The sequence below is a fragment of the Rickettsiales endosymbiont of Trichoplax sp. H2 genome (assembly GCF_009690945.1).
Taxonomy (GTDB): Bacteria; Pseudomonadota; Alphaproteobacteria; order Rickettsiales; family Midichloriaceae; genus Aquirickettsia; species Aquirickettsia rohweri.
This window is the reverse complement of record NZ_NPHZ01000004.1, coordinates 15,765-32,286: the sequence shown is the minus strand read 5'-3', so window position 1 is coordinate 32,286 and position 16,522 is coordinate 15,765. Positions and strand designations below refer to the sequence as shown.

Annotated in this window: 14 protein-coding genes and 1 tRNA gene; 3 read left to right on the top strand and 12 right to left on the bottom strand. The window is 27.4% G+C overall.

Going from position 1 to position 16,522, the window contains the following annotated elements:
• Nucleotides 1-4 precede the first annotated feature (4 nt).
• The 5 genes from dapF to h2es_RS05045 form a co-directional block, all read right to left on the bottom strand.
• On the bottom strand, nucleotides 5-862 hold the full coding sequence (gene dapF / locus h2es_RS05065; RefSeq protein ID WP_154511985.1) for a diaminopimelate epimerase: 858 nt from the start codon (nucleotides 860-862) through the stop codon (nucleotides 5-7).
• Nucleotides 855-1,742, bottom strand: coding sequence for a 4-hydroxy-tetrahydrodipicolinate synthase (gene dapA, locus h2es_RS05060; RefSeq protein ID WP_154511983.1), 888 nt, complete (start codon nucleotides 1,740-1,742; stop codon nucleotides 855-857). The genes dapF and dapA overlap by 8 nt, the downstream gene beginning before the upstream one ends.
• Entirely contained in the window at nucleotides 1,735-2,466 is a 732-nt protein-coding gene (dapB, locus tag h2es_RS05055; RefSeq protein WP_126044553.1) for a 4-hydroxy-tetrahydrodipicolinate reductase, read from the bottom strand. The genes dapA and dapB overlap by 8 nt, the downstream gene beginning before the upstream one ends.
• Before the next feature lie 136 nt (nucleotides 2,467-2,602).
• Nucleotides 2,603-4,675 carry an MFS transporter gene (locus h2es_RS05050; RefSeq protein WP_195909980.1) on the bottom strand — a complete coding sequence of 691 codons (2,073 nt, stop codon included), beginning with the start codon at nucleotides 4,673-4,675 and terminating at the stop codon, nucleotides 2,603-2,605.
• Nucleotides 4,676-4,736: 61 nt separating this feature from the next.
• Nucleotides 4,737-4,822 (bottom strand) — tRNA-Tyr (locus h2es_RS05045).
• A gap of 195 nt (nucleotides 4,823-5,017) precedes the next feature.
• Here h2es_RS05045 and h2es_RS05040 point away from each other — a divergent pair.
• Nucleotides 5,018-5,662 carry an alpha/beta hydrolase gene (locus tag h2es_RS05040; RefSeq protein ID WP_154511979.1) on the top strand — a complete coding sequence of 215 codons (645 nt, stop codon included), beginning with the start codon at nucleotides 5,018-5,020 and terminating at the stop codon, nucleotides 5,660-5,662.
• An 8-nt stretch (nucleotides 5,663-5,670) separates the two neighbouring features.
• On the top strand, nucleotides 5,671-6,807 hold the full coding sequence (locus h2es_RS05035) for an FtsW/RodA/SpoVE family cell cycle protein (RefSeq protein ID WP_154511977.1): 1,137 nt from the start codon (nucleotides 5,671-5,673) through the stop codon (nucleotides 6,805-6,807).
• On the opposite strand, the gene dnaE is transcribed toward h2es_RS05035, so the two are convergent.
• From dnaE to h2es_RS05000, 7 genes are all read right to left on the bottom strand, one after another.
• On the bottom strand, nucleotides 6,804-10,175 hold the full coding sequence (dnaE, locus tag h2es_RS05030) for a DNA polymerase III subunit alpha (RefSeq protein WP_154511975.1): 3,372 nt from the start codon (nucleotides 10,173-10,175) through the stop codon (nucleotides 6,804-6,806). The two genes, h2es_RS05035 and dnaE, sit on opposite strands and share 4 nt — an antisense overlap.
• Nucleotides 10,175-10,678, bottom strand: coding sequence for a crossover junction endodeoxyribonuclease RuvC (gene ruvC, locus h2es_RS05025; RefSeq protein ID WP_154511973.1), 504 nt, complete (start codon nucleotides 10,676-10,678; stop codon nucleotides 10,175-10,177). The genes dnaE and ruvC overlap by 1 nt, the downstream gene beginning before the upstream one ends.
• 6 nt (nucleotides 10,679-10,684) lie before the next feature.
• Nucleotides 10,685-11,410 (bottom strand): YebC/PmpR family DNA-binding transcriptional regulator, encoded by a 726-nt coding sequence (locus tag h2es_RS05020; protein WP_154511971.1) that lies wholly within the window; start codon nucleotides 11,408-11,410, stop codon nucleotides 10,685-10,687.
• Between the two features lie 101 nt (nucleotides 11,411-11,511).
• Complete coding sequence (locus h2es_RS05015; protein WP_154511969.1) at nucleotides 11,512-12,375, bottom strand: outer membrane protein; 864 nt, start codon at nucleotides 12,373-12,375, stop codon at nucleotides 11,512-11,514.
• A gap of 34 nt (nucleotides 12,376-12,409) precedes the next feature.
• Nucleotides 12,410-14,122, bottom strand: coding sequence for a tetratricopeptide repeat protein (locus h2es_RS05010; RefSeq protein WP_154511967.1), 1,713 nt, complete (start codon nucleotides 14,120-14,122; stop codon nucleotides 12,410-12,412).
• Nucleotides 14,123-14,140: 18 nt separating this feature from the next.
• Entirely contained in the window at nucleotides 14,141-14,431 is a 291-nt protein-coding gene (locus h2es_RS05005; RefSeq protein ID WP_154511965.1) for an SEL1-like repeat protein, read from the bottom strand.
• 132 nt (nucleotides 14,432-14,563) lie between these two features.
• Nucleotides 14,564-15,457, bottom strand: coding sequence for a hypothetical protein (locus tag h2es_RS05000; protein ID WP_154511963.1), 894 nt, complete (start codon nucleotides 15,455-15,457; stop codon nucleotides 14,564-14,566).
• A gap of 314 nt (nucleotides 15,458-15,771) precedes the next feature.
• On the opposite strand from h2es_RS05000, the gene h2es_RS04995 reads away from it, so the two are divergent.
• On the top strand, nucleotides 15,772-16,488 hold the full coding sequence (locus h2es_RS04995) for a ComF family protein (RefSeq protein ID WP_154511961.1): 717 nt from the start codon (nucleotides 15,772-15,774) through the stop codon (nucleotides 16,486-16,488).
• The last annotated feature ends 34 nt before the right edge of the window (nucleotides 16,489-16,522 follow it).

Here is a 16,522-nt window from a genome sequence, read left to right as displayed (position 1 = left end):
AATTTTAATGTTTAACTAATTTTTTTATAAATTCACTGGCGAATACACCTTTTGAAATTCTAGATACTTCTCCTGTTAAAAACACTTTTTGTTCTATGATTTCTACAAAAACTTTGCCACCTCTCATTTCTACTGTAACATTATTGTCTATAAAATCAAGTATATATGCAGTACAGCTTGCAGCACAACTACTTGTGCCTGATGCTAAAGTATATCCTGCACCTCTTTCCCATATTTCGATTTTAATATTTGATCTATCTAAAACTTCTACAAACTGAACATTAGTTTTATTTGGAAATATTGCATGATTTTCCAGTATAGGTCCTAATTTCAATGCCAAATCTTTAGATATTTTGTCTTTGATTAAAATACAATGTGGATTTCCAATGTTAACACAATTAATTATCTCTTTTTTGCCAAGTAGTTCGATTTCTTGGTTAAGTACTTCAGTACAGTCTAATTTTACAGGTATTTTATGATTTATAAATGAATATTGTCCCATTGATACTTTAATCAAATTTGTATTTTTATCAATGACCTCAATTTTTACTTTTCCTACCTTAGTATATAAATCAAATTTATCGCTTGTAATATAACCTTCATCAATAACATATAATGCAAATATTCTTATGCCGTTTCCACTTTTTTCAGCTTCAGAGCCATCAGGGTTGAGAATCTTGAATGATATTTTGTTATCTTTGATTATTGGTCCAAAGAGTATGCCATCAGATCCAATTCCAAAATTTCTATGGCATATTAATTTTATATTTTCCTCATTTAACACTAAATCAAAACTTAGCTTAGCTGGATCAATTACAATATAATCATTACCTAATCCATGATATTTGTAAAAATCAACCATTACTGCATTCTTCGTAAATTTGAATTAGCTCTTTTTTCTTTTGGTCATCTAATTTATGTAATGGTAATCTAAATTCTTCTTTAATTTTTTCCATATAAGCCAATATAGTTTTAACAGGAATTGGATTGCTGGATACTGATAAAAATGCATTCATAAATTTCAGTAATCTATAATGACTTTGTCTTGCTGCTTCAAAATTATTTGTGAAGCATTGCCAAACAATATTTTTCATTTCTCGTGGAAATATATTAGATATTACTGACACAACTCCATGTCCTCCTAAAGACATTAAGGGCAGTGTCAAAGAATCATCTCCAGATAGAATAATGAAGTCTTTAGGTACATTATTTATTACATCCATAATCTGGGTTAAATCACCACTTGCTTCTTTGACTCCAATTATGTTTTTATGCTCCGATAATCTAATCAAGGTATGGGTTTCGAGGTTAACAGCAGTTCTACCTTTAATATTATATAAAATTATAGGTATATCTACAGAATCAGCAATTTGCGAAAAATGTTGATACATCCCTTCTTGAGGGGGTTTATTATAATATGGATTTACTGAAAGTATAGCATCAGCTCCTAATTCTTGAGCTTTAATAGATTTTTTAATTGATTGAGATGTGTTATTGCTTCCAGTTCCAACAATGATTTTTATTTTATCTTTAGCAATTTTTACAGCTAATTCTATGATCGTATCTGATTCATTTTCATCAATAACAGGGCTCTCTCCTGTAGTTCCTAAAATAACAATGCCATCTATATTTGCTTCAACTTGTTCTGTTATTAATTTTTCAAGAGATATATAATCAATAGATTTATCATTATTAAATGGGGTTATTAATGCTGTAAATAATCCAGAAAAATTTTTATTCATTAAGTAATTCCTCCATATAATTTTTTATGCTATAAAATCCAGTTTTATTTTTAATCCATTTAGCACAATTTATAGCTCCTATAGCATATGAGCTTCTATCTTTAGAATCATGAGAAATTCTAATTGAATCTGTAGGGCTATCAAAAATTACTTCATGTTTTCCAATTATACTGCCACATCTTGAAGAACTAAAATGAAGTTCATTTGGTTTTATTTCACCATCTATCCTATTCGTAACTATTTGTTTCTTCCTATCTATTTTATTAGTAATAATTTTTGCTGTGGTGAGTGCGGTTCCTGAGGGAGAGTCTTTTTTCTTATTATGATGAATTTCATGTCCCATGATATCATAATGGTCAAATTTATTTATAATTGACGAAGTTTCTTCAATAATTTTCCAAAATATATTCACTCCAATAGAAAAGTTAGATGCGTATATAAATCCTGTATTGTGTTTTTTGACAATCTCCTTTACTTCATTAATATTATCATCCCAACCTGTAGTTCCACAAACTATTTTGACTCCTTTTGAGGATAAAATTTCTATGTTTTTTAAACAAGCTGATGGTTCAGTAAATTCAATAGCCACCTCATCTTTATCAAATTCAGTAGATGATAATTCAGTATAATTATTAATTATTTTTGATACGGGAGTAGATAGTTTATTGGCTTCAAGCTCTATCATTTGCCCCATTTTACCGTATCCTATTATAGCAATCTTCATGTAAAATAATCTAACTTTGAGCTAAAAGATTAGCTCTTTTATATTTAAAATGTCAAGTTTAAAAATATTTTTTGATATCGATTTTATGCATTTATTGGTGGATAGTGCCGTTTTTACGTTTTGATTTTTTCAAAAATCATCTCTTTTGCCTTTTTAAAATATCGTTACAATATTTAAACATTTTATTTTCAAGATGAATTTTGCCATAGATATTTAACTTATCCCCAATTATAGCTACAAGTTTTATAAAGCTATTATTAGTTTCTTTTGCCATCTTTTTTTGCTTTTTTAGACTTAATCCTTCTATAGTTTGCAAATTATGTAGTCTATCCATTTGTTTAATAAATAAAGCTTCATTATCATTTAATTTTTGTAAATTATTTAATGTTTTTTCTAAACTAAGCTTTATATGTTTACCATTTATAAACCTATTCCTTGTTAATCTATCCACTATTTGAGCTATGCGTTTATTAAATTTCTCCTCTATAAGTTCTACAGTACATTCAGAATCTTCCACAACATCATGTAATATACTAGCTACTATCACGTCAGTTTTTAAATACTTTTCTGCTACCATACCAGCAACAGAAAGAGGATGCCAATAATAAGGATGATCTCCTGTTTTTCTCATTTGTTTATCGTGCCATTTTTTCGCAAATATTATGGATTTTGCAACTAACTTAATATTGATCTTCTTGTTCTCTTCTTTGCTTAAAGCATTCAGTGTGTCTAGCAATTGTACTGAATATTTACACTTATTGCTAAATAATTCATATTCATCTTCTAAATCATCATAATTAAAATCTTCTTCTTTTAATGCTGTGTCTTCTTTTGGTGGATTTTCATTTGGGTATTTAAGGTATGAGCCTTTTTTAATTTCTAATTTTCTTAAATATTGAATAGCCCAAAAATAACCAATTACAACAGGTACAAAAATAACCCAAATACCATAATATCCAAAATAATTAGTTAATGGAATTAAACTAAGAGAGACGGTTATAGTAGATAATGGACAAGAAATTCCAAAGGTTATTGCTATAATTCTAAAGCGTTTAGAAACAGGAAAATGTTTAAAAAGAGCGGTAGATAGTGAGCCATCTGGATTCAATACAAAAGAAAGAAATGCTAATTGCAATAATAGCATAGAAAATGAATTTGAAATATTATTAAAACAATAAGGTGCAAAAGGTAAAAATATAATAAAAAATATAAGGGTAACTTGAGCTATTTTTAAGGGATGGTATTTTTTTACTAAATAAGCTATCAGTATACTTGCTAAAACAAGAAGAAATGTAACTTTTAAATTTTGATTTATAACTTGTTCAGCAGTAAAACCTAAATGACTTTTCATAAAACTTCCGCAATAAATAAAAGAAGTACATAATCCCACTGGAAAAACAAAGCTTAACAAAAAATAAGCTAACACAGCTTTTTTATCTATTTTCTCTTCGTATTTAAGGAAGTTTTTCTTTAGTACCTTAATTTTTTTAAATTTATTTTTCATTCTTGATTTATAATTTGCAAATTCAGGTGTTTCCCTAAGTCTTGTCCTTGCTATAAGACCTATTACTGCTATTATTGCACCAAACCAAAAAGCAAATCTCCAATTTAAACTTATAGAAATAGCAAAGGATGCAACACTTAAAGCAAATAGTCCTCCAACTCTGATGCTTATGTCAATAATTTGATTATAAATATACCTTTGAGGAGGTTTGAACATTTCTGTTAAATAAATTTGTGCACCTATAGACTCACATGAAGAAGAAAAGCCTTGGGCCATTCTGCATAATACCATTACAATGCTTGCAGTTATGCCTATTTCTGCATATGTTGGAAGATTTGCCATTATTATACAGGAACAAGCCATAAGGGACATAGTAAGCATTATTGTAGATTTTCTACCTAATTGATCTCCTATCCAACCTATAACAATTCCTCCTACAGGTCTCATAAGATATGTTGAACTAAAAGTTAAAGCTGTAATTAATTGCGCAGTTAGAGGATTAGTTTGAGGGAAAAATAATTCATTAAGAAGCACTGCCATGTGAATATACAACATTAAATCAAAATATTCAAGGAATGTACCTATTGATAGAAGTGCTACTGCTTCTTTTTGTTGTTTGTTTAGCTTTTTATTATTCATATTTATGATCCCACATATTAAATATACATTATATATATTTAAATCTGATACTTTATTAAAGTGCAAGCTTAAATTAACATAATTAAATGTTTTAAATTTTTTTGTTGGATTTTATTAATTGATGATATGGTGGAGGGAGCAGGATTCGAACCTGCGTACGCAAATGCGGGCAGATTTACAGTCTGCTGCCTTTGTCCACTCGGCCATCCCTCCATTTCATAATAGCCGAAAATATAGTGTTGGATTGAAGCATATTTTGATGAAAATTACAAGATTAATAATTCTAATTATAATTAATTTATTGAAAATTTAGTGTTATATTAAATTTATGATTAAAAATGAACATATATCTTTATTGTTATTAACTGCATAAGTTGTTATTATCTGTAAAAATTAAATACCTAAATTATGTTGGAATATTCTCAGTATTATAACTATGAAGGTAAACCTAAGAAATTAATTGTAATGCTTCATGGTTATGGGTCAAATAAAGATGATTTAATAAATTTAGCTCCAGAGTTATCTAAATTTATGCCTTCAGCTTTATTTGTTTCTCCTAATGCACCTTTTGATTTTGAGGGAATGCCAAGAAGTGATGCGAAGCAATGGTTTAGTCTTGTTGATAGATCAAAAGAAACTTTAATGAATGAAATAAAAGTAGCTGAAAAATACATTATTAAATTTATTTTAGAACAATTAAAAAAATATAATCTGATAGAAAGCGATTTATGTCTTTTAGGTTTTTCACAGGGAACAATGCTTGCATTATATTTGATAATGCAAACATTATTAAAGCCTAAATTGATAATAGGATATTCTGGAAGATTATTTGAAAATGAATGGAATTGTGATTTTTTTGATAAAATTACAAAAATATTATTAATACATGGGGAAGAAGATGAGGTTGTTCCTGTTGAAGACATGTTATCAGCAGTAGAAATGTTAAAAAAATATAAATTTCAAGTTACTAATTATATTTCAAGATATCTAGCACATGGAATAGATAATGATGGGATAAGAATAGGTGGAAATTTTTTAGAAAATAATTTTTAGGTTTGATTTTGATAATTGAATTTAAAAATAAATTATTAAATACAATAGATATAAAGGCATTTATAAATATAATTTTTATTATGCTTTTAGGAATATTATTGCTTGCTTCAGCTGGTTCAGCTGTGGCAGAAAAATTAGGGCTATCACATTATTATTTTGTAAAAAAGCAATTATTATTTTTATTTGTGAGTATTGTGATTATTTTATTTTTAGCATCTTTAAATGAGAAATCGATAAAAAGAGTAATATTCATTGGTTTTATATGTACAATAATTTTACTTATTATTGTTATCTTTTTTGGTGATGCAACTAAGGGATCTAAAAGGTGGATTAGCCTTTTTGGATTTTCTTTACAACCATCTGAATTCTTAAAACCTTTTTATACTTGTTTTATTGCAATTATTCTTTCTTATCAAAAAATTAGAATAAATTTTAAGATTTTTAGCATATGTGTATTTTTTAATACTATTGTTGCAATCTTGTTATTATTACAGCCAGATTTTGGGGTGACTGTTACTAATACGATTGCAACATTTTCTTTGTTTTTTATAGCAGGAATAAAATTATCATGGTTATTATTTATATTAATCATTTTCTGTTTTGGAATATATGGTGCTTATTTATTTTTTCCACATGTGGCTAAAAGGATAGATAAGTTTATTGATCCAGTAAACTCATCTAATTATCAAGTTCAAAAATCTATTTCATCTTATTTAAAAGGTGGGTTTTTTGGAAAAGGACCAGGAGAAGGTACTATAAAATATGTTTTGCCAGATGCGCATACAGATTTTATTTTCGCAGTAGGTGCAGAAGAATTTGGACTTATTTTCTGCATAATAATTATTATTGCATTTGCAATTTTTATATTAAGAGGTTTTTGGAGTTTAACAAAGATATCTAATCTATTTCATGTATATGCAATTTTTGGGATTATGATGCATTTTTCTATGCAGTTTCTTTTTAATATAGGCGTTACATTAAATATTTTTCCAACAAAAGGCATGACATTACCTTTCATTAGTTATGGAGGCTCTTCTATGTTAGCATTTTCAATTGCATCTGGAATCTATTTAAATTTAAGTAAAACAACTAAATTCAATAATTTATCTCAAAGTAGGAAATTTATTTTTATAGAAGAACGTTAGATTTCTATTAATTTATTTTTTTGAAAATAATACAAATCATTTAAATCAATATACATGTTTTTTGTTTGTTTAAAATTAACTATATCCCCTGCTTCGTTTTGTGCAGATAAATTTATTTTAATTCCAGAGGTATAATTAACGGTTTTTTGTAAATACTCTAAGTGTTTTTGTTCTTTAATTATAATTTTAATCTGTATATTAGAATCATTGATTGCTTGATCTATATTGTTAATATTATCTACTATAATCCTTACACCTGAATTATCCTTTCTTACTTCTACTGAAAAGTATAGACTATTTCCCTCTACTAGGAGATCATTCGATTTATAGAGTAAAGCTTCATCAAAAATGGCTAAATCAATTATTCCATTTAAATCTGAGATTTGTAAAAATGCATATTTACCTCGAGGAGTAGACCTAATTTTTTTAACAGTTAAAACACCTAGTAATTTTATCTTAGATATTGAGCTTTGGATTTTTTCAATATCAATAGATTGAGAAATATTCAGTCTATCAAAAAAACATCTGTATTTTTTAATAGGATGGGTAGATATATAATATCCAAAAGATTCAAATTCTACTTTAAGCTTTTCTTTTTCATCCCATTCAGTGTAATGCTTGAGATCTGGCCTATATTTTGCATTATTAGCTGTGCCAAGAAATAAACTAAGTTGGTCATCATGATGGGTATTAGAAATTGAATGTTTTAATAAAATATCAACATTCATAAATAAAGTTTTTCTACTCATTCCAAATTCATCAAATGCTCCAGATTTTATTAGATTTTCTAAAATTTTTTTATTAATACCTATATCAGATAATCTTTCAATAAAATCAAAAATATCAGTATATTTGCCGTTTTTATTTCTTTCAGCAACCATTAAATCAATAACTTTTTTTCCGACACCTTTAAGTCCTATTAAGCCAAATCTTATTTTATTATTTTCAAGAATAAATTCTGACTTAGAATAATTTATATCTGGTAAAAGTATACTAATGCCAAATTTCTTTGCTTCAATAATAAAAAGATAAATTTTATCTGTATTGTCAATTTCAAGGTTGATGGATGAGGTTAAAAACTCAAGGGGATAATTTGCTTTTAAATATGCTGTTTGAAAAGATATATATGCATAGGCTGCTGCATGAGATTTGTTAAATCCATAACTGGCAAATTTATTTACAAGATTAAATATTTCTTCAGCTTTTTCTTTGTTAATATTATTATCTATACACCCTGTAATAAACTTGCTTCTTTGAGCTTCCATTTCTTCCTTAATTTTTTTGCCCATTGCTCGCCTTAACAAATCAGCTTCTCCTAATGTATATTTTGCTAAGATTTGAGCTATTTCCATTACTTGTTCTTGATATACTATTATTCCATAAGTTTCTTTTAGTACGGTTTCAAGAAGTGGATGTACATAATCAATTTCTTCATTCTCATGTTTTCTGTTGATATAACTTGGTATATTGTCCATTGGTCCTGGTCTATAAAGTGATCCTAATGCAATTAAATCACCAATATTATCTGGTTTGATTTTTTTAATTGTTTCTCGCATACCTGAACTTTCAAATTGAAAAACTCCCATGCAATCTCCTTTAGATAACATTGTATAAGTTTTATTATCATCTAATGCGATATTTTGAAGATCAAAATCTTTATTAATTTTTTTAATTAAATTACATGTCCAAGAAATGACAGTTAAAGTTTTTAGTCCTAGAAAATCAAATTTTACCAAACCTATTTTTTCAGCATATTTTAGGGAATATTGAACCATAGGCATTGTGGAATTTGAATCTTTATAAAGAGGCACAATTTTTAAAAGTTCTTTATTACCTATTACTATTCCAGCTGCATGTGTTGAAATATGCCTATTAACACCTTCTAATTTTAAACTAATTGATGTAAGTTTTTCAATAGATGGATCGCTTTTGCTTTGAGATTTAAGCTCTCTATCCATATCAATGGCTTGCTTTAATGTTACAGGATTTGCAGGATTATTTGGAACCATTTTGCATATTTTATCAACTTGCATATAAGGAATTTGTAAGACTCGCCCAACATCTCTTAAAACAGCTCTTGCTTGCAGCTTTCCAAAAGTAATTATATGTGCCACTTTATCTTCACCAAATTTTTTCTTTACATAATTTATGACCTCATCTCTTCGTTCTTGACAAAAATCTATATCAAAATCTGGCATAGATACTCTTTCAGGATTTAGAAATCTTTCAAAAAGCAACCCAAATTTTATAGGGTCAATATCACTAATTTGTAAACTCCATGCAACAATTGAACCAGCTCCAGAACCTCTTCCTGGTCCAACAGGAATTTGCTGGTTTTTACTCCATTTTATAAAATCTGAGACAATTAAAAAATAACCTCCAAATTTCATTTTATTTATTACAGATAATTCATAATCTAGTCTTTCAAAATATAGTTTTCTTTTTTGATTATCGTAATTTGTATTTTTTAATCTGATTTCCAACCCTTCTTTTGATTGTCTAATTAGTTCTTCTGATTCTTGTTGCTTGGTTTTAAAAAATTTTGGCAAAAGTGGTTTGCTTTCGTGAAGAATAAAAGAACATTTTTTTGCAATGATCTCTGTGTTTTTAATTGCTTCAGGAATATCAGCAAATAACTTTTGCATTTGACGATTGCTTTTTAAATAAGCTTCAGGATTAGCTTTATTTCTTTCTTCTTCTATAAGATATCTACTTGTGGTTATGCACATTAATGTATCGAGTGCATCCTGCATTGTTTGTTTGATGTATTGAGTAGAATTTGTAGCTACAATTGGTATATTTTTTTCAATAGCTATATTTTTTATAAATTTATCAAATTCATAGTCAAAATCATTATCTGATCTACTTAATTCTAAATAAAAGTTATTTTGAAAATTATGGTTAAATAATTCAATAATTTTTTTTGCTTCTTCTTTTTTTTCTAAATTAAATAATTTTTCAATAGGTGAATTATTACTACCAGATAGTAATATTAATCCAACAGAATTATCAAATAAGTCTGTTAATGTTACATGTGGTATGATTGAGTCATTTAAATAACAGGTGGTTACTAGTTTCATTAAGTTCTCGTATCCACATCTGTTTTTAGATAAGAGTAAAATATCACACAAATTATTATTATTTTCAGTACCAATATTAATAGTGATTACTGCTCCAATAATTGGTTGAACTCCTACTTTTATGCATTCAAGTGAAAATTCTAATGAGCCAAATAAGTTATTATAATCTGTAAGTGCAATTGCTGGTATGCTTTTCTCTTGGCAATGTTTAGCAAGATCATTTAATTTAATTACACTTTTTCCAATAGAATAATCAGAAAATGTTCTTAAATTAATAAATAAAGACATTATAGATTTTTATTATGTTTATAATGATTAGCATGGCATAAAGCTATTGCAAGTGCATCAGCTTCATCAGAAGATTTTATTTTTACATTAGGTAACCAATAGCTAATCATCTTTATGATCTGTGATTTGTCTGCATTGCCAGAACCAGAAATTGCCTTTTTAATTTTTTTTGCTGCATATTCTGTAATTGGTAAGTTATTTTGAGAAATAGCTATAATAGATGCAGCTTTAGCTTGAGCGAGCATAATTGAGCTTTTGTTATTTACATTAACATAAGTGTCTTCTATAGCTGCATAAGTTGGCTTGTTGGACTCTATTATTTTTAAAGCCTCAGTAAAAAGATGGTTTAGTCTAAAATGATAATCCATTTTGGTAGATGTTTTTATAATGCCAGATGCAATGTAATTGAATTTATCATTATTTATATAATCAATAACTCCCCATCCAGTAAAATTTAAGCCAGGGTCAATTCCTAAAAATCTGCCAATAATATTTTGCGACATTTTAAATTAGCTTAAAAATTTATGATTGCTATGAACAGATTGTACGTCGTCTAAATTATCTAGTACTTCTAAAAGTTTAAAAACTTTTTCACTTTTTTCTCCATCTAATTCAACTAAAGTATCTGCCACCCACTTTACTTGAGATTTAAATGGTTTGCTAAATTTGTTTTCAAGAGAATCACTAATTTCAGAATATTTTTCTGTGTTTGTAATAATTTCAACAAAGTTACCTTTTTCTGTGCAATCATCTGCTTCAAATTCTATAGCATCATCAATTAATTGATTTTTATCCAAGTTACTTTCTTCATAAGTAATAGACCCAACTTTTTTAAACATATAGCCAACACTTCCTGGCTCACCAAGTGCACCTCCATTTTTACTAAATGCGGCTCTTACTTCGCTTGCAGTTCTATTTTTATTATCTGTTAAGGTTTCAACTATAATAGCTACTCCTCCAGGTCCATAACCTTCATATCTTATTTCATCATAATTGACATCATTATCAGCAGAAGTTGCTTTTTTGATTGCATTGTCAATTTTATCTTTTGGCAAGTTTGCTTGTTTTGCAGCTGTTATAGCAGTGCGTAGTCTGGGGTTGAAATTTGGATCTGGCATACCTGATTTTGCAGCAACTATTATCTCTTTTACTGCTCTTGTAAAAGCCTTTGCTCTTTTTTTATCTTGAGCACCTTTACGATGCATTATGTTTTTAAATTTTGAATGTCCTGCCATATATAAAAATAGGAAAAGCGTTTTTAATGATCAAAATACTATTTTTCTAAATTTTATTCAATGGTAAACAATTTGGAAGCAAAATAACCTTTAAACATTTATTAAAAGCCTAAAACTATACCCGCTGAAAAATCATGGCCCTTAATTTTTTTTTGATCACCATTAGATAATTTGTATTTACCATAATCAAAATATCTTGCTGAAACTTCAAGAGCTGAGTTTCCAGACATTTTAAATTTCATACCGACACCAACACGATAAGCAAAAGAAGTTTTGTTCAAAAGAGATGGTTTTTGCTCCATTTGATTTGTTTTATTATTATATTTTTCAGGAAGTTCAACAATTTTCATTTTAGAAGCTCCAGCTCCTAATATTAAAAAAGGTACAAAGCGTTTTTTAGTTGGAGCTTTTAATTTTAAAGAAAATATTAAAGCTTCTAATTTCATATTTAATAAAGATAAATTAAGCTTATCTAATTTATTATAATTTAATTTAGAGTCTTTTAAGAGCTTTTCGACATGATATTTTTTACCCCTAATTGTTATTTCACCATTTCTAGTAGGGTGATATAAGTAAGTATCATCAGTATTGATCGAATCAGGTATGTTATTTTTATCTTTTTGTACGTATGCACGCATTAATAGTATAGGATCAATATTTTTAGCCGGATCAAATGATAATGAATTAAGTTTATAGTCAGAAGTGAGTGTGATATATTTAATTTTATTATATGTCAATTCAGATTCTATATACTCATTAAAATTATAGCCAATTCCAAATCCATAGTTATCATTAGAAATTTTAAAAGATGGTTTATCTTGATTAATTAACTTATCAGCCTCATTTTTGATATATTTGCCTTTAATAGGAAGATCAAATTTAATGTATAAATTTTTAGAGTAAGAATATTGATAAAGCATCACTAAAAAAAGAAATAATAAAATACTTTTTGTAAAGTGATGCATTATCAATTACTCCTAATGAAAATTTAAAAAAAAACTATAATTCAGATCTATCGTTTGATTCATGTGCTGAAATCTCAGATGCATCTGTATTTAGCTCATCTTTAAATTTTAAATAATATTCAAGTTTTGCTTTTTGATTGCCCTTTTTTATGGCTGAAGAATACCATTTTTTTGCTTCTGTAGTATCTTTTTGCAAGTCCTTACATCCATTAAAATGCATTTGTGCTATCATTAATTCTACGTCATCGTGAATTTTATTTTTAGTTTCAGGTAAATCAGATAGATTGTAAGATTCTTTATAAATCTCTTTTACTAAATTTAAATCATCATTGACTTCATCTATTGTAACAATAGATTTTAGATTTGAAACTTTATCTGGATGTAGATGGAGTGAAATTTGCTTATAAGCTTTCTTAAATGATTCATGGTCATGTATAAAAATATCATTTATATTATACTTATTTAATATCGATTGCATAAATTCCATCTCAGGATTTGCAACATTATAATGAGCTTTAAGCAACCAATTTAAAGAATCTTTACACTTTATAGGATTTTGTTTTTCAAAATCTTCCTTTCCTAAAAAGTATTGAGAATCATAATGCCCTTCATTAGCAGCTTTTACAAGTAATTCTTCAGCTAAATTAGGATTATAAGGAACAATTTTACCCAACATCAAATTTTGAGCATAATATAGCATTGCATCATGATTGCCTTTATCAGAAGCATAAATTAAATCATTTATAGCTAAATTTGTAATACCTTCATTACTATCTTCATTTATATTTTCTAAAATAATTTTGGATGAAATAAATAAAGCTGAAGGTAATTTATTTATTTTACCAAGTTCTAATATCTCTTTTAATTTAAATTGGTTGCCAGGTGAAACTTTTGAATTTTTATATAAACCTTTCTCATAAATAGAAAGTAAGGTTACAATAGATTTAGAGTGTTTGTTGTTTCTAGCATTGTTGTCTAACAATGATATTCCTTTTGAACAATACAAATTAGAATTAGTATTGGATAGCATATCATATATTGAATCTAAGAAAGATTTTTCAGAATCTAATTTGCAATTTGACAGTATTTTTGTCGCAAGATCGAATGTTGCTTCATGGTTACCATTATTACTAGATTGTTCTAAATATGACAGAGCTTCATCATTATTACCCAGTAAAGTATAAACTTGAGCTAGCTTGTGTTGCGCTTTGTTATGATCTTTATTTGCTAACTTTTTTAATTCTATAATTGCTTGATTAGAATCATATTTTTCAAATTTGGGATTTAGGTATAATTCTGCTAAATCAAAAATTGCATCTGAATAGCCTAAATCACTTGCTTTTTCAAGTAATTCCAATGCTTTTTCAACATTTTTTTCGGTTTTTCCAAGACCATTTAAATAATATTTACTTAAAATGTATGTTGAGTATCCATCACCATTTTCTGAAGCAAATTTTAAAAATTTATATGCAATATTTAAATTTTTGAACTCTTTTATTTTTCCTTCAAAGTAAATTATACCAAGTGATTTAGCTGCTTTCGGGTTTTTATAATGATCATATGATTTGAGTAGATTAGCATGAGCTTTTTCAAATTTACCTTTAGCTAAATATAGTTCACCTAAATAAAAGTATGCTTCTGAGTCATGATCATTTGATTTCAGTTTGATGGTTTCTTCAAAATATTTTATAGCTTTATCTTTGTCATAAAAACCATAATTAGAATATTCTTCATGAGAGTGAAGCACTCCAAGTTTAAATGCTGCTTAATCATCTCCTAATTCATAAGCTTTGAGATAATATTTTAATGCTTTTTTTGGATCAGCTTTAACATATTTGCCTTCTGTATGCATATCACCTAATTTCAAAGATGATTTGTGGAATTTATTGTATGACTCTTCAAGTAATTTAATAGCTTGATCTGTTTCTTCTCTTTCCAAATAAATGAGAGCCATTTCGTATTTTGCATCTGGTAATCCAGATTCTGCTGCTTCTTTTAGTCCAGTTAGAATGTCATCTTTTTCTATAACAGCAATTTGGTTTTTGTCTTTACTCATTATTTTTACCTAAATTGTTTATATGGATTGTTTGTACTTATAGTCTGATCATTTAATTGGAATTAAGCTCTTTAAACAAAAGATATTATTTAAAGAGCCTAAAAATCTATAAGTGCTAAATAGTATTAAAAATTATAGCTCATCAAGAATATCTGTGTGTACAAACTGTTTTGTAGGACAGAACGCATCGTCGTAAGCTAAAGTAAAAATTTCTTTACAAGTAACAAATTGAATAAAAAAGTCTTGATCTTCATGATCATATCTACTTTGGCATATACCTGTGCTTAAATCTTCCCTGATTACAGGGTCAATGCTTTTTAGATCATTACATTGTTTATTATAAGTATTAAAGACATTTTTTAAAATATCAGTTAATTTTTTCTTATCTTGAATTAATATTTTTGCTGCAGCAGTATTTACTTTAATCGTATTTCCATCAGTTTCGTAAGCTTGTATACCAGTATTTCCATTATGGTATTCGAATGATCCCACAACATCACCTTTAGAATAAGGTTCGTAATTTTGTTTATCAAAAACAACCTTATAGTTAGGTGCGGTGTTAAAGCTTTTGTCGCCATTAATAAGTCTTAACATGAAAAATTCATATCCTAGACTTTTATCTAATGATGGTTGAATCGGAGAGTAGTTATTTTGACTTTTATCATCACCATCTTCTTCGTCATTGACGATTTCTACAACGTAAAAGTTTTTGCTTTTGTAAGATAAACTTCCAAATCCTGGATACATTGTGCTCCCTTGTTTAATAGCAAGATCCATATCATTGATGTGTTTCTTGACATCATTATCTATTTTGCCTTTTAGAAAGCTAAATGATGATCTTACTTCTTGGTCCACTCCTTTAACTTCTCTAGTGACAGAAGATGCTGATTGTTTTGTTTCTGCAACTAACGCAGATACAATTGGGCCAAAAATATTTTCAGTATTTTTGATGTTTGTACTTCTAAGAACTAAACCTTTTTGTTGATCTGTGACTTTAAGGTTTTCTTTTGGGTTTGATCCTTCCATGCATTCGTCAGATGTAGACCCATCTTCGCATTAGCCATATTTATTAAAATCGGTTTCTGTATTCATTTTTCACACACAATTAGTTAAATTTCAGCGAACTATACCAAGCATGTTTTGCTTTGTCAAGTAAAATACTTGTAAAATATAATTTTAAGCAATTATATGTTTTAAAAATTGCTTAGGTGCTAGGAATATTCTAATTTTTTTTAAAAATGATATTTAATGATTTAATTGTAATTTATTTTTCTAATACTTATTTTGTATGTATATAATTGTGCACTATATTTTAATATTCAATTTTCATTTATAAATGCATGATACTGAATTACTTTAATCTACTAATCGATATAATATACCCACCAAAGTGCATTGTTTGTAAGAGTGACTGCATGGATGCTAATATTTTGTGTTCTGAGTGTTTTATAAAAATATCATTTATTACCAGGCCATACTGTAAAAAACGTGGGAATTCATTGAAAAAAATGTTTGGTGAATGCTCTGAATTAAATTGTATTTATGATAAACACACATATTCTCAAGTGATATCAGTATTTGAATATAATGATTTTAGTAAAAAAATAATAACTAGCTTTAAATTTAATGATAACTTTAGATTATTAAAGTTATTTAAGAGTTGGTTAAGCTATATCATATCAAATGTAAATTATAGTGATATAACTTATATTATACCTGTGCCATTGCATAAGACAAAATTAAAAAAACGTGGGTTCAACCAGTCCTTGATTTTAGCAAAAATAGCTTCAAGGATCTTAGGTATTAATTATAAAAATAATATTCTAGTTAAAATTAAAAACACAGAAAATCAAAGTGATTTAAAGAAAAGCTTAAGAGAAAAGAATCTAAAAGAAGCTTTTTCAGTAAATTTAAAATATAAAAAATTAATTGAGGATAAAAAGGTGTTATTAATAGATGATATAATTACTACTGGAAGTACTGCAAATGAATGTTCAAAAACATTATTGAATAATGGTGCAAAAGAAATTAGAGTGATTTCACTTGCTAAAAGATGAATTTTATTTTACTTTTTACATAAATGGCAGAGGA

Excerpts from the sequence above, each read along its gene's own strand:
- dapF (WP_154511985.1), bottom strand. The coding sequence starts at position 862 with ATGGTTGATTTTTACAAATATCATGGATTAGGTAATGATTATATTGTA.
- dapA (WP_154511983.1), bottom strand. The coding sequence starts at position 1,742 with ATGAATAAAAATTTTTCTGGATTATTTACAGCATTAATAACCCCATTT.
- dapB (WP_126044553.1), bottom strand. The coding sequence starts at position 2,466 with ATGAAGATTGCTATAATAGGATACGGTAAAATGGGGCAAATGATAGAG.
- h2es_RS05040 (WP_154511979.1), top strand. The coding sequence starts at position 5,018 with ATGTTGGAATATTCTCAGTATTATAACTATGAAGGTAAACCTAAGAAA.
- dnaE (WP_154511975.1), bottom strand. The coding sequence starts at position 10,175 with ATGTCTTTATTTATTAATTTAAGAACATTTTCTGATTATTCTATTGGA.
- ruvC (WP_154511973.1), bottom strand. The coding sequence starts at position 10,678 with ATGTCGCAAAATATTATTGGCAGATTTTTAGGAATTGACCCTGGCTTA.
- h2es_RS05020 (WP_154511971.1), bottom strand. The coding sequence starts at position 11,410 with ATGGCAGGACATTCAAAATTTAAAAACATAATGCATCGTAAAGGTGCT.
- h2es_RS05015 (WP_154511969.1), bottom strand. The coding sequence starts at position 12,375 with ATGCATCACTTTACAAAAAGTATTTTATTATTTCTTTTTTTAGTGATG.
- h2es_RS05005 (WP_154511965.1), bottom strand. The coding sequence starts at position 14,431 with ATGAGTAAAGACAAAAACCAAATTGCTGTTATAGAAAAAGATGACATT.
- h2es_RS05000 (WP_154511963.1), bottom strand. The coding sequence starts at position 15,457 with ATGGAAGGATCAAACCCAAAAGAAAACCTTAAAGTCACAGATCAACAA.
- h2es_RS04995 (WP_154511961.1), top strand. The coding sequence starts at position 15,772 with ATGATACTGAATTACTTTAATCTACTAATCGATATAATATACCCACCA.